The 20969-nt window shown below is 71.0% G+C and carries 22 protein-coding genes and 1 pseudogene; 14 read left to right on the top strand and 9 right to left on the bottom strand.

The features are described 5' to 3' along the window. Nucleotides 1-22: 22 nt before the first annotated feature. From WCE37_RS07585 to WCE37_RS07560, 6 genes and pseudogenes are all read right to left on the bottom strand, one after another. The gene (locus WCE37_RS07585; RefSeq protein ID WP_343279171.1) at nucleotides 23-643 is read right to left on the bottom strand and encodes a LolA-related protein; all 621 of its coding nucleotides are present in this window, start codon (nucleotides 641-643) and stop codon (nucleotides 23-25) included. A gap of 127 nt (nucleotides 644-770) precedes the next feature. Continuing rightward, nucleotides 771-1655 (bottom strand): annotated as a pseudogene (locus WCE37_RS07580) (acyltransferase); the annotation flags it as partial. Next, nucleotides 1652-1930: a hypothetical protein gene (locus WCE37_RS07575; RefSeq protein ID WP_343278807.1), complete on the bottom strand. Its 279-nt coding sequence runs from the start codon at nucleotides 1928-1930 to the stop codon at nucleotides 1652-1654. The gene WCE37_RS07575 and the pseudogene WCE37_RS07580, both read right to left, overlap by 4 nt. A 17-nt stretch (nucleotides 1931-1947) precedes the next feature. Continuing rightward, complete coding sequence (locus WCE37_RS07570; RefSeq protein ID WP_343278806.1) at nucleotides 1948-2724, bottom strand: lysophospholipid acyltransferase family protein; 777 nt, start codon at nucleotides 2722-2724, stop codon at nucleotides 1948-1950. Between the two features lie 38 nt (nucleotides 2725-2762). Continuing rightward, on the bottom strand, nucleotides 2763-3446 hold the full coding sequence (locus WCE37_RS07565; RefSeq protein WP_343278805.1) for a ketosynthase: 684 nt from the start codon (nucleotides 3444-3446) through the stop codon (nucleotides 2763-2765). A 23-nt stretch (nucleotides 3447-3469) separates the two neighbouring features. Then, nucleotides 3470-3736, bottom strand: a complete 267-nt coding sequence (locus WCE37_RS07560; RefSeq protein ID WP_343255523.1) for a phosphopantetheine-binding protein — start codon at nucleotides 3734-3736, stop codon at nucleotides 3470-3472. Between the two features lie 44 nt (nucleotides 3737-3780). Here WCE37_RS07560 and WCE37_RS07555 point away from each other — a divergent pair, with 44 nt between their 5' ends. From WCE37_RS07555 to WCE37_RS07530, 6 genes are all read left to right on the top strand, one after another. Then, on the top strand, nucleotides 3781-4857 hold the full coding sequence (locus WCE37_RS07555) for a pteridine-dependent deoxygenase (RefSeq protein ID WP_343278804.1): 1077 nt from the start codon (nucleotides 3781-3783) through the stop codon (nucleotides 4855-4857). A gap of 194 nt (nucleotides 4858-5051) precedes the next feature. Further along, nucleotides 5052-5486 (top strand): hypothetical protein, encoded by a 435-nt coding sequence (locus WCE37_RS07550; protein WP_343278803.1) that lies wholly within the window; start codon nucleotides 5052-5054, stop codon nucleotides 5484-5486. Then, nucleotides 5479-7083 carry a PA domain-containing protein gene (locus WCE37_RS07545; protein WP_343278802.1) on the top strand — a complete coding sequence of 535 codons (1605 nt, stop codon included), beginning with the start codon at nucleotides 5479-5481 and terminating at the stop codon, nucleotides 7081-7083. Before WCE37_RS07550 ends, WCE37_RS07545 begins: the two co-directional genes overlap by 8 nt. A 148-nt stretch (nucleotides 7084-7231) precedes the next feature. Next, a complete protein-coding gene (hemB, locus tag WCE37_RS07540; RefSeq protein WP_343278801.1) occupies nucleotides 7232-8221 on the top strand; it encodes a porphobilinogen synthase in 990 nt (329 codons plus the stop codon). 67 nt (nucleotides 8222-8288) lie between these two features. Continuing rightward, nucleotides 8289-9128, top strand: coding sequence for a shikimate dehydrogenase (gene aroE / locus WCE37_RS07535; protein ID WP_343278800.1), 840 nt, complete (start codon nucleotides 8289-8291; stop codon nucleotides 9126-9128). Between the two features lie 83 nt (nucleotides 9129-9211). Continuing rightward, the gene (locus WCE37_RS07530; RefSeq protein ID WP_343278799.1) at nucleotides 9212-10162 is read left to right on the top strand and encodes an IS481 family transposase; all 951 of its coding nucleotides are present in this window, start codon (nucleotides 9212-9214) and stop codon (nucleotides 10160-10162) included. Here the strand turns inward: WCE37_RS07530 and WCE37_RS07525 are convergent. Further along, complete coding sequence (locus tag WCE37_RS07525) at nucleotides 10159-10701, bottom strand: gamma carbonic anhydrase family protein (RefSeq protein WP_343278798.1); 543 nt, start codon at nucleotides 10699-10701, stop codon at nucleotides 10159-10161. The two genes, WCE37_RS07530 and WCE37_RS07525, sit on opposite strands and share 4 nt — an antisense overlap. Nucleotides 10702-10785: 84 nt before the next feature. Here WCE37_RS07525 and xth point away from each other — a divergent pair, with 84 nt between their 5' ends. Further along, the gene (gene xth, locus WCE37_RS07520) at nucleotides 10786-11565 is read left to right on the top strand and encodes an exodeoxyribonuclease III (protein ID WP_343278797.1); all 780 of its coding nucleotides are present in this window, start codon (nucleotides 10786-10788) and stop codon (nucleotides 11563-11565) included. An 82-nt stretch (nucleotides 11566-11647) separates the two neighbouring features. Here xth and WCE37_RS07515 read toward each other — a convergent pair whose 3' ends face one another. After that, nucleotides 11648-11905 carry a GlsB/YeaQ/YmgE family stress response membrane protein gene (locus tag WCE37_RS07515; RefSeq protein ID WP_343278796.1) on the bottom strand — a complete coding sequence of 86 codons (258 nt, stop codon included), beginning with the start codon at nucleotides 11903-11905 and terminating at the stop codon, nucleotides 11648-11650. Between the two features lie 88 nt (nucleotides 11906-11993). After that, nucleotides 11994-13373: an AMP-binding protein gene (locus WCE37_RS07510; protein WP_343278795.1), complete on the bottom strand. Its 1380-nt coding sequence runs from the start codon at nucleotides 13371-13373 to the stop codon at nucleotides 11994-11996. 115 nt (nucleotides 13374-13488) lie between these two features. Here WCE37_RS07510 and WCE37_RS07505 point away from each other — a divergent pair, with 115 nt between their 5' ends. The 7 genes from WCE37_RS07505 (at nucleotide 13489) to WCE37_RS07475 (ending at nucleotide 20922) form a co-directional block, all read left to right on the top strand. Next, nucleotides 13489-14082 carry a 4'-phosphopantetheinyl transferase superfamily protein gene (locus tag WCE37_RS07505; RefSeq protein WP_343278794.1) on the top strand — a complete coding sequence of 198 codons (594 nt, stop codon included), beginning with the start codon at nucleotides 13489-13491 and terminating at the stop codon, nucleotides 14080-14082. 25 nt (nucleotides 14083-14107) lie between these two features. After that, complete coding sequence (gene rsmG, locus WCE37_RS07500; RefSeq protein WP_343278793.1) at nucleotides 14108-14749, top strand: 16S rRNA (guanine(527)-N(7))-methyltransferase RsmG; 642 nt, start codon at nucleotides 14108-14110, stop codon at nucleotides 14747-14749. 67 nt (nucleotides 14750-14816) lie between these two features. Next, nucleotides 14817-15605 carry an AAA family ATPase gene (locus tag WCE37_RS07495; protein ID WP_343255535.1) on the top strand — a complete coding sequence of 263 codons (789 nt, stop codon included), beginning with the start codon at nucleotides 14817-14819 and terminating at the stop codon, nucleotides 15603-15605. After that, nucleotides 15602-16534 (top strand): ParB/RepB/Spo0J family partition protein, encoded by a 933-nt coding sequence (locus WCE37_RS07490; RefSeq protein ID WP_343255536.1) that lies wholly within the window; start codon nucleotides 15602-15604, stop codon nucleotides 16532-16534. Before WCE37_RS07495 ends, WCE37_RS07490 begins: the two co-directional genes overlap by 4 nt. Before the next feature lie 226 nt (nucleotides 16535-16760). Next, nucleotides 16761-16997 carry a 50S ribosomal protein L28 gene (rpmB, locus tag WCE37_RS07485; protein ID WP_343255537.1) on the top strand — a complete coding sequence of 79 codons (237 nt, stop codon included), beginning with the start codon at nucleotides 16761-16763 and terminating at the stop codon, nucleotides 16995-16997. Between the two features lie 10 nt (nucleotides 16998-17007). Then, nucleotides 17008-17172 carry a 50S ribosomal protein L33 gene (gene rpmG, locus WCE37_RS07480; RefSeq protein ID WP_199362505.1) on the top strand — a complete coding sequence of 55 codons (165 nt, stop codon included), beginning with the start codon at nucleotides 17008-17010 and terminating at the stop codon, nucleotides 17170-17172. Between the two features lie 291 nt (nucleotides 17173-17463). After that, nucleotides 17464-20922, top strand: a complete 3459-nt coding sequence (locus tag WCE37_RS07475) for a PAS domain-containing hybrid sensor histidine kinase/response regulator (RefSeq protein ID WP_343278792.1) — start codon at nucleotides 17464-17466, stop codon at nucleotides 20920-20922. Nucleotides 20923-20969 lie beyond the last annotated feature (47 nt).

Raw genomic sequence — 20969 nt, 5'->3', positions numbered from 1 at the left:
ACCGGACCCGGATCCGCGGGACTCATTGCGCCGCTGCAGCCGGGTCGCGGCACAGGACCTCGTAGGCGGCGCCGTCGCCGGCGGCGATCGCGGCGCGCGCCGCGCCCGCGAGCAGGCTGCGCTGCAGCTCGCCATCGGCCGGCCGGGTCTCGATGCAGCGCAGCTCGGCGCCGCGCCCATGCAGGGTGATGTCGCGGACGTTCGCGGCCAGCGTCGCGTCGCGTGGCACCAGCACCAGGGTCCAGTCCTCGCGGCTGCCGCCGGCGCTGATGCGGTAGTCGCGCTGCAGCGCGGCCGCATCGCCGGCCAGCAGCGCGCCGAAGCTGGCCTGCAGGCCGGCAAGCTCGGGCGCCCGCGACAGCGCGAAGGTGCGCGGCCTGCGGTCACCGCGGGCGATGGTCGCCTCGCCGCCGCGGATGGTGGTGGTCTCGGCGTAGGGCACGCGGACCTCGCGCACCAGGGTTGTGGCGTCGGGGCGCGCGTATTCGCCCTCGATGCGCAGCGGCGCCTTCAGCATGGCCGAGCCGCGCAGTTCGACGAAGGGCGTGCGCACCGGCGCCGGCCGCGCCAGGCGCTGCAGGATCCAGGCGCTATCGACCGCCGGCTGCGCCGCCGACGGCAGCGCGGTCGCCGCCAGCAGCAGGGCCGCCAGCGCCCAGGCCGGCGTCCCGGGCCTGCGGTTCCGGGTCGGCGGATGCCGGCGCCCCGGACCCGCGTCCATGTTCGTGCGGCAGGCGCTGTTGCTGCCCTCGGCTGTGTTCAAGGTCACCCCAGAAGTCGTAGAAATTGAACCAGTTGAACGGTGCATCGCGGAGATGATGTTCAAGCCGGGCAGCGTAACGCTGGATAAGCGCGGGCAGCGCCGCCGCGCGCTCGCGCCGCGGGATCGCGACGCCGTCGCTGAAGTGTTCGAACACGAGATCGTAGCGCCTGCCGCCGCGATAGATGCCGAAGGCCAGCTGCACCGGCACCTGCAGCACCGAGGCCAGCAGCCATGGCGCCATCGGGAACTGCGCCTGGTCGCCGAGGAAGGAGGCGCCGACCGAGGTCCCGCCCGGCTGCGTGCGGTCGACCAGCAGCGCCACCAGCGCGCCTTCGGCCGTGGCCTGCTGGATCGCGAACATGATCGCCGGGCCGTCCTGGCCGGCATCGATCACCGAGGCCGCGAGGTCCGGGTTCAGCGTGTCCAGCAGCTGGGTGACCGCCGGGCTGTGCGCCTTGTCCAGCACCACCCGGATCTTCTGCTCCGGTCGCTGCCGGCCGAGCACGCGCAGCACCTCGAAGCTGCCCAGGTGCGAGCCGAACACCAGCACGCCCCGGCCGCGGTCGAGCGCGGCGTGCAGCGAGTCCAGGCCGCTGACCCGGATGTCGAAGCGGCCCATGTCTCCACCCAGCAGGAACACGCGATCAAGGATCGTGGCGGCGAAGGTGTGGATATGGCGGGCGACGTCCGCGAGCCGGGCGGGTCGGCCGAGCACGCGACCGAGGTAGGCGCGCGAATCGCGCCGCTCTTCGCCGCGGCGGAACAGGAAGTACGCCGTGATCGGGTACAGCAGCAGCCGCGCCAGCCCGCGGCCGGCGCACAGGCTGACCCTGCTCAGCAGCCACACCGCGAACCGGCCGCCCCCCTCGCGGCGCTGCTTCCAGCCGTTCATGGCAGTGCCACCTCGCCCGACGCGACCAGCGTCGCCTCCCGCAGCACGCGGAAGCGACAGCGGAGCGCCTCACCGGTGAGCTCCACGCGCGCGACCTCGCCTGGCAGCAGCGGGCTGGCGAACTTCACTTGCGGCATGCGCAACGGGCCCAGCGGCCCGTGCACGGCTTCGATCGCCGCCAGCACGTGGTCGAGGATCACCACGCCCGGCACCAGCGGACGTCCGGGAAAGTGACCCGGCAGGCAGGGATGATCGTGTTCGACGACAAACTCCATCGGGCCGCGCACGCGCCTCAGGATGCCTGGCGCAGCAGTGCGACCACCGAGGCGTGGGCCGCGTCGGCCAGCGCCTGGCGGGCGGTCGCGCTGGAGCCACTGCCGGCGGTCGGCAGCGGCGTGCCGAAGCGGACGCGGATCACGCCGGGCCGGGCGCGGAAGCCGTCCGGCGGCAGCACCGCGCCGGCACCTTCGATCGCCACCGGCAGCACTTCAACGCCGGCGTCGATGGCAGACTGGAAGGCACCGCCCTTGAACGCCGCCACCGCGCCGCAGCGGCTGCGCGTGCCCTCGGGGAACAGGCACAGCGTGTGGCCATCGCCCAGCAGCGCCGCGGCCTCGCGGCGCAGGCGCGGGCCGGCGCGCGGGTTGTCGCGCTCGATGAACAGCATGCCGCAGGCGCGCGCGTACCAGCCCACGAACGGCACCCGGGCCATCTCCTGCTTGAGCAGGAAGCGCAGAGGCACCGGCACCGCGCGGAACAGCGCGCAGACGTCGATGATCGACTGGTGGTTGGACACCAGCAGGCGCGGCTGCGACCAGTCGATGTGCTCGGCGCCTTCCACCTCCAGGCGCGCGGCGGTCCCGGCAAGGAGCGCGGGCGCCCAGCAGCGCGCGGCCATGCGCAGCGGCCAGTCGCGGCGACGGCTGACGAGCAGCACCAGCAGCGACAGGCTGATCAGGCCCGCGGTCCAGGTCAGCATGAAGACGAAGCCCGCTGCGTTGTGGACGCTCCAGGCCAATCGTTGCAGGGCCGGTTCGGCCACTTCCATGTTGTCGACGCGCTGCTGCATCGGCAAAGCATACCCAAAGGCCACGCCCGAACCCCTGTTCAGCGCAGGAAATCACGCCAGAACGCCGGCCCCAGCCCCGCCATCTGCCGGAGGAAGTCGACGAAGCTGCCGTGGTGCCCGGGGAGGCGATGCCTGCGCCAGGCGAACTCGATGGCGGAGAACCCGCCAAGCAGCCCGTAGTTCAGGATGTTTGCGAACAGCGACCACTGCTCGCGGGTGATGCTGACCGGCGACGGCAGGCCGAGGCTGGACAGCAGGCCACCGGGCTCGGCGACCATCGCCAGCGCCAGGTTGGCCGTGCCCAGCAGCAGCAGGACGCCCGCCCAGGCCGCGGTCAGGCGGCGGCTGTAGACGAGCAGTTCGGGTGCCAGCGTGTCGACGGTGCTGCCATCGATGGCGGCGACGATGCGCGTGATCAGCGCACCGCGCGGCGACCAGAGGCTGCGGCCGAACAGCCACGCGATCACGCCGACGAAGATCACCGGCGCCACCAGCAGCGGCAGCCCGGCATGCCCCGAGCGGTACAGCAGGTGGCAGGCGGCGACCGCCAGCGGCAGCGCGGCCCAGGCCTTGGCGCGGCGCGCGGCCAGGCCCGCGGCAAGCATCATCACCGCCAGCGAGAGCAGGGCGGCATAGGCGTAGCGGTCATCGAGGGTGGCGCTGGCCAGGTGCGCAAGCACCGCGTAGGCCACCGCCATCGCGACCGTGAGCGCCAGGCCCATGGCCGGCACCGGGCGCGCCGGCGTCAGGCGCGGTTGGCTTCGACGTGCGCCGACAGCGCGCGCAGCGAGGCGAAGATCCGGAGATTCTCTTCGCTGTCCGAACGCAGCTGGAAGCCGTAGCGCTTGCCCACCGCCAGCGCCAGCTCCAGCGCGTCGATCGAGTCCAGCCCAAGGCCGGCGTTGAACAGCGGCGCTTCGGGATCGATCGAACCGGGCTCGACGTCATCCAGGCTCAATGCCTCGACCAGGAGTTCGGCAAGTTCGCGTTCGGCTGGGGACTGTGTGGACATGCTGCGGCTTCCGTTGCGGCTATCATCTTGCCCCCGATGATCGCATGGCCACCGCGCGTCGCGAAATGCACAACCCCGCAGAAGACACACACGCCGGCCCCCGCGCCACGGTTCGTGGCGCCCCCGCGGCCGCGGGCTTGCCCCGGCTCTCGATAGAGTACGTCGATGCACCGGGCCCGTCGGCCCTGCTGGGCTGCGATGACGTGCTGGCGGTGTTCGGTTTCGGCGGCGCGGTGCCGGCCACGCACGACGATCCGCGCTACCTGCGGGTGCCGCTGGAGCCCCACGACAGCACCGGCTTCGAGGTCTGGCGCGGCAGCGCGCCGGTGATCCGCGGCTGCGACGATGGCCTGCGCTGGGCCTGCGACGGCCAGCTGCTGTTCGGCGTGGTCGAGGTTGCCGAGCGCGAGGGCGACATCCAGGAAGCCGCACGGCACGCCTATTCGCGGCTGGCGGCCTTCACCACCGGCAGCCGCACCCCGCACCTGCTGCGGGTGTGGAACTACGTCGACGCGATCACGCTCGGCAGCGGCGACGACGAACGCTACCGCGCCTTCTGCGTCGGTCGCGCCCGCGGGCTGGGCGATTTCGACGTGCGCACGCTGCCGGCGGCCACCGCCATCGGCCGATGCGACGGCGAGCGCGTGGTGCAGGTGTACTGGCTGGCCTCGGCGGCGCCGGGCACGCCGGTGGAGAACCCGCGCCAGGTCAGCGCCTACCGCTATCCGCGCCAGTACGGCCCGCAGGCGCCAAGCTTCGCGCGCGCGATGCTGCCGCCGGCCGGCAGCGCCATGCCGTTGCTGCTCTCGGGCACCGCGGCGGTGGTCGGCCATGCGTCGATGCACGACGGCGAGCTGCTCGCCCAGCTCGAGGAGACCTTCGCCAACTTCGACGCGCTGGTCGGCGCGGCGCGGCGCCACGACCCATCGCTGCCAACGCGCTTCGGCGCCGGCACGCGGCTCAAGGTCTACGTCCGCGACGCCCACGACCTGCCGCTGGTGGCCGACGCGCTGGACCAGCGTTTCGGCGACGCCGTGCCTCGACTGCTGCTGCACGCGGCGATCTGCCGCCACGAACTGGCGGTGGAGATCGACGGCGTGCATGGCGCCCCCCTGGTCTGAGCAGCGGCGCGACCATCCGCACCCGTCTTGTTGCAGCGCACGATTGAGTGATATCCGGACACGGCGCATATTCGGGCTGGGCCAGGACGACACGGCCTGCACACCTTCGCATTGACCACGAAGGCACCGTTCGGGGGGAACGGTGGCTCACGCCACGGTTTTCCCGGGTGCCTCGACTCCGAGGATTGACTCCGATGAAACGCACCACCTTGCTGTTGCTGGCCGGCCTGTCCGCCGGCTTCGCTGCTCACGCGGCCGAGCCCGCCACTGCCGACGCACCCGCCACCGGTTCCTATGCAGGCGTCACCGTCGCCATCGATCCCGCCACCGGCCGCCTGCGCGCGCCCACGGCCGCTGAACAGGCCGAGCTGCGCAAGGCCGCCGCTGCAAACTCGCGCCTGCGCACCGCCGACCGCATGTCGATCGCGAAGCCGGGCCCGAAGACCCGCGCCGAAGCCGAGCGCACCACCAAGCGTCACCGCGACGGCCGCGTCAGCATGCAGGTCTCCGAAGACATGATGTCCTACGTGACCGCCACCCAGCTCGAAGACGGTTCGATCGTCATCGGCCACGGCGATGCCCACGGCCATGCCGCACCCGCGACCACCGTGGAGTCCGCCCGTGAATAAGACGATCCTTGCCTGCGCACTCGCAGCCGCCTCGACCTTCGCCATCGGCGCAGCCAGCGCCGCGACCATCATCCCGGTCAACATGAACGCGCCGGGCGTCGGCCTCAATGACCCCACCCCGGCCGTGCCGGTGGGCGGCAATCCCGGCAAGACCGTGGGCGAGCAGCGCCAGATCGCCTACCAGTTCGCCGCCGACCTCTGGGGCGCCGTGCTGGAAAGCGAGGAGCCGATCCGCGTCCAGGCCCAGTTCACGTCGCTGACCTGCACCGCCACCGGCGGCGTGCTCGGCTCGGCCGGCGCGCGCTACATCCAGCGCGACTTCGATGGCGCCGTCCCCGGAACCTGGTATGGCGAAGCACTGGCCAACTCGATCACCGGCATGGACCTGACGGAGGGCCAGGACGAGATCAGCAGCAACTTCAACGCCGACCTGGGCTCGCCCGGCTGCATGGAGACCTCGGGCTGGTACTACGGCCTGGACGGCAACACCCCCACGGGGCTGATCAACTTCCTCGACGTGGTGATGCACGAAATCGGCCACGGCCTGAACTTCCAGGGCTTCTACAGCCTGGCCAGCGGCGCCCCGCAAAGCGGCTACCCGGACATCTATTCCAGCTTCGTGTTCGACAACGTGTCGGGCCTGAACTGGATCGACATGACCAACGCACAGCGCGTGGTGGCGGCGACCGGCGGCGGCCTGGCCTGGACCGGCGCGAACGTCATCGCGCAGGTGCCGATGGCGCTGGCACCGAAGATGACGCTCAGCGGCGGCGGCACCGTCAGCGGCGAGTTCGAGTTCGGCACGGCGGCGTTCGGCGCAGAGCCCACGCCGGCCAACTTCAGCGGCGAGCTGGTGCTGGTCGACGACGGCAGCGCGAACCCGGGCCAAGGCTGCGTGGCCTCGCCCGCCGGTGCCTATGCCGGCAAGATCGCCATCGTTGACCGTGGCACCTGCGCCTTCGAAATCAAGGCGAAGATGGCCGAGGATGCCGGTGCGATCGCGGTCGTGGTCGCCAACAACGTCGCCGGCGTGATCCAGATGGCCGAAGACGCCGCCGTGGCCGCGACCGTGCCCACGATCAGCGTCTCGCTGGCCGACGGCACCCTGCTCAAGGACGGCATCCCGGGTGCGACCCTGGCCCTGGAGGAGGACGAGAGCGCCTTCGCCGGCACCGACGATTCCGGTCGCGCGCTGATGTACGCCCCGGCCGTCCTGGCCCAGGGTTCCACGTTCTCGCACTTCGACGTCAGCCATTCGCCGAACGCGCTGATGGAACCGTCGATCAACCAGGACCTGGATGGCTCGCTGCGCGTGGACCTGTCGCCTGCGCTGTATGCGGACCTCGGCTGGGGCCTGAACGACAGCACCGCCAAGACCCGCGGCGGTCGTTGCGATACCGGCGTGCCGGTGCTCGACGCCGACGTCCCGGGCCTGATCGGTGGTGCCAAGCTGCAGGCCGCCGACGCCCTGTGCCGCTCGACGGTGAAGGCCAAGACCGGCGTGGCGGCGTGCCTCGCGCCGTTCATCGCCTCGCTGCGTGCTGTTGACGCGATCCCGGCCAGCGCGGAGTCCGCGCTGCGCAGGTGCTCGCTCTGACTGCAAGGCTGTGATGTGAACCATGGCCGGCGCCCCCCAGCGGGGCGCCGGCTTTTTCAATGCTGTCAGGCCCGGCCTGGCATCCGGCGGGGGCCCGCCGACGCTCCGGCGGGCTGCCGAGCGCACACCCGCGACGTAGAATGGCCGCATGGCCTACCCAGACACCCGCTTCCGGCGCATGCGCCGCGACGCATTCTCGCGCCGCCTGATGCGCGAACACACGCTCACCGTCGACGACCTCATCTATCCCGTGTTCGTGCACGAGCCCGACGGTCGCACCGTCGTGCCTTCGATGCCCGGCATTGAACGCATGTCGATCGATGAGTTGCTGCGCGATGCCGAGCAGGCCTGCGAACTCGGCATCCCGGCGCTGGCGCTGTTCCCCGTGACCGCGCCCGAAGCCAAGTCACTCGACGCCGCCGCGGCCTGGGCCGACGACGGCCTCTGCCAGCGCGCGGTGCGCGCGCTGAAGGCGCGCTTCCCCGAACTCGGCGTGATCACCGACGTCGCGCTCGACCCCTACACCAGCCACGGCCAGGACGGCATTGTCGACGACGCCGGCTACGTGCAGAACGACATCACCGTCGAGGCGCTGGTGAAGCAGGCGCTGTCTCATGCCCGCGCCGGTGCCGACGTGGTCGCACCCAGCGACATGATGGATGGCCGCATTGGCGCCATCCGCATGGCGCTTGAAGAAGACGGCCACGTGCACGCGCGCATCCTGGCCTACGCCGCCAAATACGCCTCGGCGTTCTACGGCCCGTTCCGCGATGCCGTCGGTTCCGCGTCGGCGCTGGGCAAGGCCGACAAGCGCACCTACCAGATGGATCCCGGCAACATCGACGAGGCGCTGCGCGAAGTCGCCGCCGACCTCGACGAGGGTGCCGACATGGTGATGGTGAAGCCCGGCATGCCCTACCTGGACGTCGTGCGCCGGGTAAAGGACGCCTTTGGCGTGCCGACCTTCGCCTACCAGGTCAGCGGCGAGTACGCGATGCTGAAGGCGGCCGCCGCAAATGGTTGGCTGGACGAGCGCGACTGCGTGCTCGAGTCGCTGCTCGGCTTCAAGCGCGCCGGTGCCGACGGCGTGCTGACCTACTTCGCGCTCGACGCCGCGCGCTGGCTGCGCGAGCGCTGAGCCGAGGCGTAGACTCGAACCCATCGGCGGTGCGCCGCGTACCGCTACGGCCTCCCGGGAGACAGTCATGAAGCACTACGCAGTGTTCGGGCATCCGGTCGCGCATTCGCTGTCGCCGCGCATCCACGCCGCCTTCGGCCGCGACGCCGGCATCGCCATCGACTACGCCGCCATCGACGCCGACATCGGCGACTTCCGCACCCGCCTGGCGGAATTCGCCGAGCGCGGCGGCGCCGGCGCCAACGTCACCCTGCCGCTGAAGCAGGAGGCGCTTGCGCTCTGCGCCGACACCACCGAGCGCGCGCGCCGCGCCGGCGCGGTCAACACCCTGGTGCGCAACGGCGACGACTGGCACGGCGACAACACCGACGGCGAAGGCCTGGTGCGCGACCTCACCGGCCGCCACGCCCTCGACCTGCGCGCGCGCCGCACGCTCCTGATCGGCGCCGGCGGCGCCGCGCGGGGCGTCGCCCCGGCGCTGCTGGACGCCGGCATCGGCGACCTCTACATCATCAACCGCACGTCGGCCCGCACCGACGCGCTGGCCGACCTGCTCGGGCAGCCCGGCCGCGTGCATCCGCGGCACATGGCCGACATCGGCACGCTGGGCGAGTTCGAGCTGGTGGTCAACGCCACTTCGGCAGCGCGCAGCGGCGGACTGCCGACACTGCCGCGCTCGCTGATCGGCCGGCGCATGGCCGCGGTCGACCTCAACTACGGCGAGGCCGCCATTCCCTTCCTCGCCTGGGGCCGTGCCAGCGGCGCGTACGCCGTGGTCGACGGCCTGGGCATGCTGGTGGAACAGGCGGCGCTGTCGTTCGCACGCTGGCACGGCGTGCGGCCGGAGACCGACGAGATCTACGGCGAGCTGCGCGCCGAGCACGCGCATCTGGTCACTGCCGACTAGCTGTGATCTCTCAGTAGGTTGTTCATCCGGGGTGATCCCGGAAGACTGGAGGTGCGAATCAGCCACCCCTCCAGGAGCCCCGGATGAACCTGCATAAACATGCCCGTCTTACGCCTCGCGGTCGAGCCTTGCTTGTGGAGCGAGTGATCAACCATGGCCTGCGGGTCGAGGAGGCAGCGCATGCCGCGGGCGTGAGCGTCAGAATCGCTTACAAGTGGCTGCGCCGCTTTCGCGAAGAAGGCTGGGCAGGCCTGGATGACCGGTCATCGCGCCCGCACCGCTGTCCGCATGCCACCCCACCATCGGTGGCCGCCGAGGTGACCGCGCTGCGCCGTCAACGCCAGACCTACCGCCAGATCGCATTGGCCTTGCCGGTCGGCCTGAGCACCATTGCCCGGCTGATGCGCCGCGCCGGGCTGCACCGGCTGGCCGAGCTTGAGCCGGCTCGCCCGGACAATCGCTACGAGTATCACCAGGCCGGGGACCTGCTGCATCTGGACATCAAGAAGCTGGGCCGCTTCTGGCGCCCAGGGCATCGGGTCACTGGCGATCGCCAGGGCGCCTCCGATGGCGCCGGCTGGGAGTTCGTCCACCTCGCCATCGACGATCACTCACGAGTCGCCTTCGGCACCATTGAAGGTGATGAGCGCGGATCCAGCGCCTGCCGCGCACTGCTTCAAGCCCTGCGCTACTACCGCGGCCTGGGAGTCACCTTCACCCGGGTGATGACCGACAACGGTGCCTGCTACAAGTCCCGGCGCTTCCGCCAGCTCCTGCGCCGCTTGGGCCTGCGCCATCTGCGCACCCGGCCCTACACGCCACGCACCAACGGCAAGGCCGAACGCTTGGTGCAGACCGCACTGCGCGAATGGGCCTATGCCCGCTCCTACGACAGCTCGGAGCAGCGTCGGCACGCTCTTCCTCGCTGGCTGCACCAGTACAACTGGTACCGGCCGCACGCCAGCCTTGGCTACCAACCCCCGATCAGCCGCATCCAGCTTCCACTGAACAACGTCCTGGGTTTACACAACTAGCCGACCAGGTATTCGTCCTTCAGCCGCACGTAGTGCGCGGCGCTGTACAGCAGGCCCTCCACCGCCGCGTCGTCGATCACGCGCACCATCTTCGCGGGGTTGCCAAGCCACAGCTCGCGGCTGCGCACCACCTTGCCCGGCGCCACCAGCGCACCGGCGCCGACGTAGCCGTGGTCTTCCACCACCACCCCGTCCATCACCGTCGCACCCATGCCGATCAGCGCGCCGTTGCCGATCGTGCAGGCGTGGACGATGGCGCCGTGGCCGATGGTGACGTCGTCGCCGATGATCGTGGGATAGCCGTCCATGCGCGAATGCGGGCCGGCATGGCTGACGTGGACGATGGTTCCGTCCTGCAGGTTGCAGCGCGCGCCGATGCGCACGAAGTTGACGTCGCCGCGCACCACGGTGCCCGGCCAGATCGAACTGTCGTTGCCGATCCCGACGTCGCCGATGAGGACGGCGGCGGGGTCGACGTAGACGCGTTCGCCGAGCCTCGGCAGCGTGCCGCGGTAAGGTCTGATGTTGTTGTTGGCCATGGGCGGATTCTAGCCCGGGCGTGAGTGCAGCCATGAGCCGGGGCGTGTTTGCCCTGGACGCCGCGGACCGACGATCATTGGCGGATGAAGATCGCCAGCTGGAACGTCAACTCCCTCAACGTCCGCCTTCCCCATCTCACGCAGTGGCTGCAGTCTTTCGCGCCCGACATCGTCGGCCTGCAGGAAACCAAGCTCGACGACGAGCGCTTCCCCGATGACGCCCTTGCCGCGCTCGGCTACCGCAGCGTGTTCCTCGGCCAGAAGACCTACAACGGCGTGGCCATCCTTGCCCGCGAGCGCGCCATCAGCGACGTGCAGTACGGCATTCCCGGCTTCGAGGACGAGCAGAAGCGGGTGATCGCGGCCACCGTCGACGGCTTGCGCATCGTCAACCTCTACGTGGTCAACGGCCAGGACGTGGGCACCGACAAGTACGCCTACAAGCTGCGCTGGCTGGCGGCGGTGCACGCCTGGCTGGCCGACGAGCTGCAGCGGCACCCCAGGATGGTGGTGCTGGGCGACTTCAACATCGCGCCCGACGCGCGCGACGTGCACGACCCGGAGGTGTGGAACGAGACCCACATCCTCACCTCCACCGCCGAGCGCGCCGCGCTGCAGGCGCTGCTCGACCTGGGCCTGCACGACGCCTTTCGCCTGCACAGCGACGAGGCAGGAGTGTTCAGCTGGTGGGACTACCGCCAGGCCGCGTTCCGCCGCGACCTCGGCCTGCGCATCGACTTCACGTTGGTGTCGGATGCGCTGCGGGAGGCCGCGGTCGGCGCAGGCATCGACCGCGAACCGCGGACCTGGGAACGCCCCAGCGACCACGCCCCGGCCTGGGTGGAGCTCGACATCCCCCGGTAGGAGCGGCCCTGCCCGTGCCTGCCGGAAACGAAGAAGGCCCGGGAATCCCGGGCCTCCTGTGAATCACGTCTGGAGCGCTGCGTCAGCGCACGCTGCCGCGTCGGAACAGGTTGACGATCGCCAGCAGCACGATCGCGCCGATCAGCGCGGTGATCAGGAAGCCGAGCCAGCCGCCACCCAGGCCGAGGCCGAGCATGGGCAGCAGCCACCCACCCAGGAAGCCGCCGATGATGCCGACGATGATGTTCAGCAGGAGTCCCTGCTGGCCGTCGGTGCGCATGATGATGCTGGCAAGCCAGCCGGCGATGCCGCCGACGATGAGATAGACGATGAAATTCATGGATCCTCCGGATTGGTCCTCGCCGGTACGGCGCAACGCCAGTCTGGGGATTCCCCCGTGATGGCGACGTGGGCGTTTGCACGGGGGGTCAAGCCCCCGAAAGCAGGTCCAGCAACGCCTGTCGCGGGAGCTTGCCGGTGTCGTTGCGCGGCAGCGCATCCACCAGGCGCAGCGGCCGCGGCAGGAACACCGGGTCCACCACTTGGCGCAGCGCGTCCCTGATCGCGGCTTCGTCCAGGCCCGGAGCCACCACCGCGGCGGCAAGGCGGCAGACGCCGCAGGCATCTGGCGCAAGCTGCACCAGCGCCGCGTCGCGGACGCCGTCGATCGCCAGCAGGCGATGGGTGAGGTCGCCCAGCGAGGCGCGCTTGCCGGCGATCTCCAGCAGGTCCGACTGCCGCCCGCACAGCCGGAAGCGGCCGCCGGGCTGGAGTTCGACGATGTCGGCCAGGGCCACCGCGGCGTCCAGATGCGCGGCATGCACCAGGGTGCCATCGGGCTGCGGCTGCAGTTCGACCCCGGGCAAGAGCGTCCAGGCCTGCTCGATGGCGGTGCGCCGGCGCGCGAGGATGCAGGTTTCGGTCGAGCCGAACAGTTCCCGCACCTCGCAGCCGAAGGCGGCTTCGGCGGCCGCGGCCAGCGACGGCGGCAGCGGCGCGGTGGAGGCGATGACGCCGGCCAGCGGCGGCAGCTTGACGCCCGATTCGACCAGCGCGCGCAGGTGCACCGGCGTGGTTACCAGCAGCGGCGGCAGCGGGGCGGCGGCCAGCGCGGCGGCGATGTCGACCGGGAAGAACGGACGCGCCTGGTGCACCGCCACGCCGCCGACCAGCGGCAGCAGCACCGACATCTCCATGCCGTACATGTGCTGCGGCGGCACGGTCGCCACCACGTGCGCGGTGGCGCCGGCGGGCAGCAGGCCTTCGAGCGCGGCCATGTTCTGCGCGGTGCTGGTGGCAAAGCTGCCCCACGTCTTGGGATTGGCCGTGGGCGCGCCGGTGCTGCCCGACGTGTAGCCGATGGCGACGGTGGCTGCGTCGGACAGCTGCGGCATGCCGCCGGCCAGGCGCGGCAGGGCGTCGGGCAGGCGGAGGTAGTGCGGCAGCGGCACCATGTCGGCGCAGCCGCAGGCGTCGGCATCGCCCAGGCAGTAGCTGTCGGGGTGCCGGGCGCGGACCTCGTCGATCGCGGCGCGCGTGCGCGAGGGCGGCAGCAGGGTGACCTGGCCGCGCACGGCGGCGGCGGCGAAGGCGACCAGGAAGCGGTAGCGGTCCTCGCACAGGTTCACCGCGAACGGCCGCTCGGGCAGCAGCGCGGCCACGCCGCGCACTTCGGCCAGGAAATCCGCCAGCGCCACGCTGCCGCCCTGGCCGTAGGCGACCGCGCGGCCCGGCGCACCGGCCGCCAGCGGCGACCTTGGGCCGGTTGCGGCGTCCGGCCGCTCCTGGATGGTGATGACTGCCGACATGCGCTGCATTCTCCCGGACGCGCCCGCGTCCCCCTGTGTACGGACTGCCGACTCCCTCCGGCAGAGGCGGTACTTTACGCTGGCAATCCGCCCCATCCAAAGGAATCCCGCGCCGATGCCGCTGTCCGCAGGCCAACTCCAGCTCGGCCCCGTCCGCTGCGCATGGCGACCCTATCGCCACGGCCAGCAGGCGGAACCGCTGGTACGGGAATGGCTGTCCAGCGAGCTTGCCTCACCCGCCGGCAGCCTGGCGATCAGCCGCAGCGGGCATGGCCGGCCGCAGCTGGGTCCGCCGCACCAGGACTGGGACGCCAGCTGGAGCCACAGCGGCGAAGGACTGCTGATGGCGCTGGCGCGTGGCCTGCGCGTGGGCATCGACATCGAAGCGAAGCGGCCGCGGCCCAAGGCTCAGGTACTGGCCGACCGCTTCTTCGCGCCCACCGAAGCCGCGGCGCTGGCGGCGATGCCCGACGCGACCCGCGAGGCCGCCTTCGTCCGCCTCTGGTGCGCCAAGGAAGCGGTGCTCAAGGCGCACGGCCAGGGGCTGTCCTTCGGACTGCACCGGCTGGTGTTCGCATGCGTGGACGAGGCCTGGCAGCTGGCGGACTGCGATCCGGCGCTCGGCATTCCCGCGGACTGGACCCTGCAGACGTTCCGGCCGGCGCCCGACTACCTGGCCACCGTGGCCTGGCGCGCGCGCTGGACCTGACGCGCAGCCGCCTACAATGGCCGCCATGCACACCGATCCCCATCCGGCGCTGGACACCGGCCTTGCCGAACTCGGCCTGGACCCGGCGCTGGCCGCGCCGCTGCGCCGCTACCTCGACCTGCTGGCGCGCTGGAACCGCACCTACAACCTGACCGCCATCCGCGACCCGCGCGAAATGGTGACCCTGCACCTGCTCGACTCGCTGTCGATGCACGCGCATGTGCGCGGCATCGCCCGCCTGGCCGACCTCGGCACCGGCGCCGGCCTGCCCGGCATCCCGCTGGCGATCGCGCTGCCGGCGCTGCAGGTCACCCTGGTCGAATCCAACGGCAAGAAGGCGCGCTTCCTGCGCGAGGCCGTGCGCACATTGGGGCTCGCCAACGCGCAGGTGGCCGAGTCGCGGGCCGAAGCCGTGGACATGCCCGGCGCCTTCGACGCGATCACTGCGCGCGCGATGGCCACCCTCGCCGACATCCTCGCCGTCGGCGGCCATCTGCTCGCGCCGGGCGGCCGGTTGCTGGCAATGAAGGGTGCGCGCCCGGAGGCCGAACTCGCCGCGCTGCCCGCGGGTTGGCAGGTCGAAGCCGTGCATCCGCTGGCCGTGCCAGGGCTTGCCGCCGAACGCCACCTGATCGTGGTGGGCCGCGCGGCGCCCGCCGGGGCATAATCACCGACCCGGTCACGATTCCGTGCCGGGTTCCCGCCGCAGCCCTGCATCGAGGCAGACCGAGCCCATGGCCCGCATCATCGCCATCGCCAACCAGAAAGGCGGCGTCGGAAAGACGACCACGGCGGTGAACCTTGCCTCCGCGCTCGCGCAGACGCCCAAGCGCGTGCTGCTGGTCGATCTCGACTCGCAGGGCAACGCGACCATGGGCAGCGGCGTGGACAAGCGCGAGCTGGCCGCTTCCACCTGCGACGTGCTGCTGGGAGAAGCAAGCGCCGCCGATGCCCTGGTGCGCACCCCCGAAGGCTTCGACCTGCTGCCCGGCAACACCGACCTGACCGCGGCCGAGATCGAGCTGATGGACGCCGAGGGCCGCGAGCAGCGACTCAAGCGCGCACTCGACCCGCTGCGCCCGACGTACGACTACATCATCATCGACTGCCCGCCGGCGCTGTCGCTGCTCACGCTCAACGCGCTCACCGCCGCCGACAGCGTGCTGGTGCCGATGCAGTGCGAGTACTACGCGCTGGAAGGCCTCAGCTCGCTGCTGCAGACCATCGAGGCCTTGAAGCAGAAGCTCAATCCGGCGCTCGAGATCGAAGGCGTGCTGCGGACCATGTTCGACGTTCGCAACAATCTCACCAATGCGGTTTCGGCCGAGCTCGTCAGCCACTTCGGCGACAGGGTCTTCCGCACCATCGTGCCGCGCAACGTGCGCCTGGCCGAAGCGCCCAGCCATGGCCAGAGCATCGTCGGCTACGACCGCGCCTCGCGCGGCGCCATCGCCTACCTGGGCCTGGCCGGGGAAGTGATCCGCCGCCAGCGCGAGCGCGAACAGAAGGAGAAGGCGGCATGACCGCAGCCAGGAAGCCGCCGGCCAAGGCCGGCACTGCGAAGAAGCGCGGCCTCGGCAGGGGGCTCGAGGCCCTGCTCGGCCCCAAGGCCGCCGAAGAGGCGCCGGCGCTCGAGGCGCGCCCCGGCGACGCCCTGCGCACCCTGCCCGTGGACGCGCTGGCGCCGGGCAAATACCAGCCGCGGCGGCACATGGACCCGGCGAAACTGACCGAGCTTGCGGAATCGATCCGCGCCCAGGGCGTGATCCAGCCGATCGTGGTCCGTCGCCTGCCCGACCGCACCTACGAAATCATCGCCGGCGAGCGCCGCTGGCGCGCCTCGCGCGAAGCCGGCCTGGCCGAGATTCCGGTGGTGGTGCGCGAAGTCGACGACCGCACCGTTGTAGCGATGGCGCTGATCGAGAACATCCAGCGCGAGGATCTCAATCCGCTGGAAGAAGCCCAGGCCCTGCAGCGCCTGATCGACGAGTTCGACCTGACCCATGCCGCCGCGGCCGAAGCCGTGGGCCGCTCGCGCGCAGCGGTGTCCAACCTGCTGCGCCTGCTCGAGCTGCCGCCGGCGATCCGCGCACTGGTCGAGGCCCGGCGACTGGAAATGGGCCACGCCCGCGCCCTGCTCACGCTGTCGCCCGACCTGGCCAGCAAGCTGGCCGCCGACGCCGCCGAGCACGGCTGGTCGGTGCGCGAGGTCGAACATCGCGCCCAGCAGTTCGCCGCCGGCCGGGTGCCGACGACCGCGAAGAAGAAGGGCAGCGGCAGCACCGCGCGTCCGCAGGCCGACATCGTGGCGCTGGAGAACGAGCTGTCCGGGGTCCTGGCGGCCAGGGTCAGCATCGCCCACGGGCGCGGCAACAAGGGCAAGCTGGTGATCCACTACAGCGACCTGGACACCCTGGACGGGGTGCTGGAGAGGCTGCGCGGACAGCGCTGAGCGGGCGCCAGGCCCCCGGGCTTGCCTTGGGGAGGTGCGAGCCCGCATAATGCTTGGCTCGCTGCGTCCGGCCGCCCAGATCGGGTGGTCCAGGCGGCCCGGAATGCGATCCGGCGCCTGCCCGGCAGCAATCAATGACCCGTATCGCATGGCGCATCCCGCACGGGACGCCGGGGCCGCCGTCCCCCAGGCCATGGGGAACACCCAATCACCATCGAGGTGCGTTATGTCCCGAGTTTGCCAGGTGACCGGCAAGCGCGTGCAGACCGGCAACAATGTCTCGCACGCCAACAACAAGACCCGTCGCCGTTTCCTTCCCAACCTGCACGAGCGCCGGTTCTGGGTTGCCAGCGAGAACCGCTGGGTGAAGCTGCGCGTTTCCGCGGCTGCCATGCGCACCATCGACAAGAATGGCATCGACTCGGTCCTGACCGAGCTGCGTGCCCGCGGCGAAAAGGTCTGAGGAGGACACCATGCCCAGCAAGCGCGACAAAATCCGCCTGATCTCCTCGGCCAACACCGGCCACTTCTACACCACCGACAAGAACAAGAAGAACACGCCCGCGAAGATGGAGATCAAGAAGTACGATCCCGTCGTCCGCAAGCACGTGATCTACAAGGAAGGCAAGATCAAGTAAGGCCCCGGCCTCACGCGATCTGCGAAAAAGCCCGCCGCAAGGCGGGCTTTTTCGTTGTGGGAGCAGCCATTCCCGGCCGTGGGAGCGGCTACAGCCGCGATGGCACGCGTGGCACTCCCCCGCAGGAGCAGCTACGGCTGCGACCGAACCATCCGGGATATATATGCCCGGAATCGCCGCCACTGGAAGCCGCTGCAGGTCGACCGGCGCTATCCTGTGGCGCAGCTGTGCTGCGGGTGACGGGGCCGGTCGCAGCCGTAGCTGCTCCTACAGTGTCGAAGGGGAACGCGGATGCTGCCAGGCTGGATCCTGCTGCTGGTGTCGCTGGGCTACGCGGCGCTGCTGTTCGCGGTCGCCTGGTGGGGCGACCGCAATCCGGTGCACATGCGCGCCGGCGGCACGTGGATGCGGCCGCTGGTCTACAGCCTGTCACTGGCGGTGTACTGCTCGTCGTGGACCTTCTACGGCGCGGTCGGCACCGCGGCGCGCAACGGCATCGGTTATTTCGCGATCTACCTCGGCCCGCTGCTGATGCTGCTGTTCGGCTGGCGCATCCTCGAGCGCCTGGCGCTGGTGGCGCAAAGCCAGAGCACGGTCTCGATCGCCGACTTCATCGCCGCCCGCTACGGTCGCGCGCAGCGGCTGGCGGCCCTGGTCACCCTGATCGCGCTGATCGCCGCGGTGCCCTACCTCGCGCTGCAGTACAAGGCGGTCACCCTGAGCCTGCAGGTGCTCGGTGGCGGCGACGAATTGCTGGACAGCATCGGCGATCCCGCTCTGTACGTGGCCGTGCTGATGGCGCTGTTCGCGATCCTCTACGGCACCCGCCGGGTGGATGCCACCGAGCATCGCCCGGGCATGATGCTGGCCATCGCGCTGGAGTCGATGGTCAAGCTGGTGGCGCTGCTGTTCGTGGGCGCTTTCGCCGTGTTCTGGTTCTCCGGCCGCGAGCTCCAGCTGGCGGAGGCCACCCGCGCGCTGCTGGCCGAGGCGCCGCCGGTGGGATTCATCGGCCAGACCCTGCTCGCCTTCACCGCGATCATCTGCCTGCCGCGGCAGTTCCACGTCGCGGTGGTGGAGTGCATGGACGTGGCCGACATCCGCCGCGCGCGCTGGATGTTCGGCGCCTACCTGGCGCTGGTGTCGCTGGCAGTGCTGCCGATCACCGCGGCGGGCCTGGCCATGTACGGCAGCGGGTCGGTCGCGTCGGCGGACACCTTCGTGCTCGGGCTGCCGCTGGGCGCGGGCAGCGACCTGCTGGCGCTGTTCGCCTACGTCGGCGGCTTCTCCGCGGCCACCGGCATGGTGATCGTGTCCAGCGTGGCGCTGGCGACCATGGTCTCCAACGACCTCATCATGCCGCCGCTGCTGGCGCGCGGCTGGGCGCAGCGCCACGACGGCAACGTGGCCTCGACCGTGCTGTGGATCCGGCGCGCGACCATCATCTGCCTGGCCGCGCTGGCCTGGGGCTACTACCGGGTCAGCGGCAGCGACACCACGCTGGCGTCCTACGGGCTGATGTCGTTCGCGGCGGTGGCGCAGTTCGCGCCGGCGCTGATCGGCGGACTGTACTGGCGCGGCGCCAGCCGCCAGGGCGTGGAGGCCGGCCTGCTGCTCGGCTTCGGGATGTGGCTGTACACGTTGCTGCTGCCCACGCTGACCGATGCGGGCTGGTTCAATAGCGCTTGGCTGCACGACGGCCCCTTCGGCTTCGGCTGGCTGCGGCCGCGTCAGCTGTTCGGACTCGAAGGCTGGGACACGCTCACCCACGGCACCTTCTGGTCGCTGCTGGCCAATGTCGGCGCGCTGTTCCTGGTGTCCGCGCGCTGGCGCCCGAGCTTCGAGGAGCGGCTGCGGATCGCACCTTTCCTTGATCCGTACGCTGCCGCGCAGCTTCCGCTGGGCACCGGCGTGCCCTACAGCTCGATGCAGGTCGGCGACCTGATGGTCCTGGCCGGCCGCATCGTCGGCGTCGCCACCGCGCGTCGCGCCTTTGCCGACCACGCCGCCGCCAGTGGCCGCGAGCTGGAGCCGGATACGCCCACCGACCGCAGCTGGGCGCAGTTCACCGAGCGCCTGCTGGCGGCTGCGATCGGCGCGTCTTCCGCGCGCCTGGTGATGACCAGCGCGCTGAAGGGCTCCGGCATGGACGTGGCCGAGGTGGTCGCGGTGCTCGACGAGGCCGGCCAGGACCTGCGCTTCGACCGCGCCATCCTGTCGGCCACGCTCGACAACCTCGACCAGGGCGTGAGCGTGGTCGACCGCGGGATGCGCCTGGTGTCCTGGAACCTGCGCTATGCGGAGCTGTACGACTATCCCGAGGGCATGCTCTACGTCGGTCGCCAGGTGGCCGACCTGATCCGTTACAACGCCATGCGCGGCGAGCTCGGCGGCGGCAACCCCGACGTCGAGGCCGAAGTCGAGAAGCGCATGGACTACATGCGCGCGGGCTCGCCCTACGTGTTCGAACGCGTGCGCAGCACCGGACAGGTGGTGGAGATGCGCGGCCAGCCGCTGCCCGGCGGCGGCTACGTCACCAGCTACAGCGACGTCACCGAGTACAAGCGCGTCGAGCGCGAGCTGCGCGAGGTGAACGAGACGCTGGAGCAGCGCGTGGCCACCCGGACCCGCGAGGCCGAGGCCGCGCAGGCCTCGCGCACGCGCTTCCTGGCGGCGGTCAGCCACGACGTGCTGCAGCCGCTCAACGCCGCGCGCCTGTTCGCATCGGCGCTGCGCGAGAGCGACACCGCGGCCGAACAGCACCACCTGGCCGAGCGCGTGGACACCTCGCTGCGCGCCGCCGAAGAGCTGCTTGAAGGCCTGCTGGACGTCTCGCGACTGGACACCGGCGCGCTGGAACCGCAGCTGTCCGACTTCGACGCCGCCGAACTCCTGGCCGACCTTGCCGCGCAGTACGCGCCCCTGGCGGGGGCCCGCGGCATCGACCTGCGGGTGCACGCCCGCCACCTGCCCGTGCGCAGCGACCGCCGCCTGCTGCGCCGGGTGCTGCAGAACTTCCTGGCCAACGCCCTGCGCTACACCCGCGAGGGGCGCATCGTGCTCGCCGCCCGGCCGCGCGGCGGCGCGGTGGAACTGCAGGTCTGGGACACCGGCCCGGGCATCCCGGAGTACCACCTGCGACAGATCTTCGAGGAGTTCTTCCGCATCGACCAGCCGGGCAGCTGGGACGCCCAGGGCCTGGGCCTGGGCCTGTCGATCTGCCAGCGCATCTCCAACGTGCTGTCGCATCCGCTCGACGTGCGCTCGCGCCCGGGCCGCGGCAGCATGTTCTCCATACGCGTGCCGCGCTCCGCACACGCCGTGCTGCCGCCCGTCCCGGTGCCCGCCACCAGCCTGCCGGATTCGCTCGAGGGCATGCGCGTGCTGTGCGTGGACAACGACGTCGACATCCTTGCCGGCATGGTGCTGCTGCTGGGGCGCTGGAAAATCGAAGTCCTGCGCGCAACCACGGTGGACGAGGCGCTGCAGAAGATGGCGCAGGCGCCCGACGTGCTGCTGGTCGACTACCACCTGCATGACCGCATGGACGGGCTGGACACGCTGGACGCCCTGCGTGAGCACGGACCGCGCGTGCCGGGCGCGCTGGTGACCGCCGACGGCAGCGACCAGGTCAAGCGCGATGCGCGCGCGCGCGGCTACCGGGTGCTGACCAAGCCGATCAAGCCGGCGTCGCTGCGGGCCTTCCTGGCGGCGCAGCGGAGCCCGCACATGGCCGGGCATACGCCGTAGCCAGCGGCACCGACACCTGCAGGAGAGGGTCGGGCACGGGCGACGAG

It is taken from the genome of Luteimonas sp. MJ250, from assembly GCF_039548455.1.
GTDB lineage: Bacteria > Pseudomonadota > Gammaproteobacteria > Xanthomonadales > Xanthomonadaceae > Luteimonas.
This window is presented reverse-complemented; position numbering and strand designations above follow the sequence as displayed.

Excerpts from the sequence above, each read along its gene's own strand:
- aroE (WP_343278800.1), top strand. The coding sequence starts at position 8,289 with ATGAAGCACTACGCAGTGTTCGGGCATCCGGTCGCGCATTCGCTGTCG.
- WCE37_RS07505 (WP_343278794.1), top strand. The coding sequence starts at position 13,489 with ATGCCGCTGTCCGCAGGCCAACTCCAGCTCGGCCCCGTCCGCTGCGCA.
- WCE37_RS07575 (WP_343278807.1), bottom strand. The coding sequence starts at position 1,930 with ATGGAGTTTGTCGTCGAACACGATCATCCCTGCCTGCCGGGTCACTTT.
- rpmB (WP_343255537.1), top strand. The coding sequence starts at position 16,761 with ATGTCCCGAGTTTGCCAGGTGACCGGCAAGCGCGTGCAGACCGGCAAC.
- WCE37_RS07515 (WP_343278796.1), bottom strand. The coding sequence starts at position 11,905 with ATGAATTTCATCGTCTATCTCATCGTCGGCGGCATCGCCGGCTGGCTT.
- WCE37_RS07495 (WP_343255535.1), top strand. The coding sequence starts at position 14,817 with ATGGCCCGCATCATCGCCATCGCCAACCAGAAAGGCGGCGTCGGAAAG.
- WCE37_RS07510 (WP_343278795.1), bottom strand. The coding sequence starts at position 13,373 with ATGTCGGCAGTCATCACCATCCAGGAGCGGCCGGACGCCGCAACCGGC.
- WCE37_RS07555 (WP_343278804.1), top strand. The coding sequence starts at position 3,781 with ATGGCCACCGCGCGTCGCGAAATGCACAACCCCGCAGAAGACACACAC.
- WCE37_RS07560 (WP_343255523.1), bottom strand. The coding sequence starts at position 3,736 with ATGTCCACACAGTCCCCAGCCGAACGCGAACTTGCCGAACTCCTGGTC.
- WCE37_RS07570 (WP_343278806.1), bottom strand. The coding sequence starts at position 2,724 with ATGCAGCAGCGCGTCGACAACATGGAAGTGGCCGAACCGGCCCTGCAA.
- WCE37_RS07525 (WP_343278798.1), bottom strand. The coding sequence starts at position 10,701 with ATGGCCAACAACAACATCAGACCTTACCGCGGCACGCTGCCGAGGCTC.
- rsmG (WP_343278793.1), top strand. The coding sequence starts at position 14,108 with ATGCACACCGATCCCCATCCGGCGCTGGACACCGGCCTTGCCGAACTC.
- rpmG (WP_199362505.1), top strand. The coding sequence starts at position 17,008 with ATGCCCAGCAAGCGCGACAAAATCCGCCTGATCTCCTCGGCCAACACC.
- WCE37_RS07490 (WP_343255536.1), top strand. The coding sequence starts at position 15,602 with ATGACCGCAGCCAGGAAGCCGCCGGCCAAGGCCGGCACTGCGAAGAAG.
- hemB (WP_343278801.1), top strand. The coding sequence starts at position 7,232 with ATGGCCTACCCAGACACCCGCTTCCGGCGCATGCGCCGCGACGCATTC.
- WCE37_RS07565 (WP_343278805.1), bottom strand. The coding sequence starts at position 3,446 with ATGGGCCTGGCGCTCACGGTCGCGATGGCGGTGGCCTACGCGGTGCTT.
- WCE37_RS07550 (WP_343278803.1), top strand. The coding sequence starts at position 5,052 with ATGAAACGCACCACCTTGCTGTTGCTGGCCGGCCTGTCCGCCGGCTTC.
- xth (WP_343278797.1), top strand. The coding sequence starts at position 10,786 with ATGAAGATCGCCAGCTGGAACGTCAACTCCCTCAACGTCCGCCTTCCC.
- WCE37_RS07475 (WP_343278792.1), top strand. The coding sequence starts at position 17,464 with ATGCTGCCAGGCTGGATCCTGCTGCTGGTGTCGCTGGGCTACGCGGCG.
- WCE37_RS07530 (WP_343278799.1), top strand. The coding sequence starts at position 9,212 with ATGAACCTGCATAAACATGCCCGTCTTACGCCTCGCGGTCGAGCCTTG.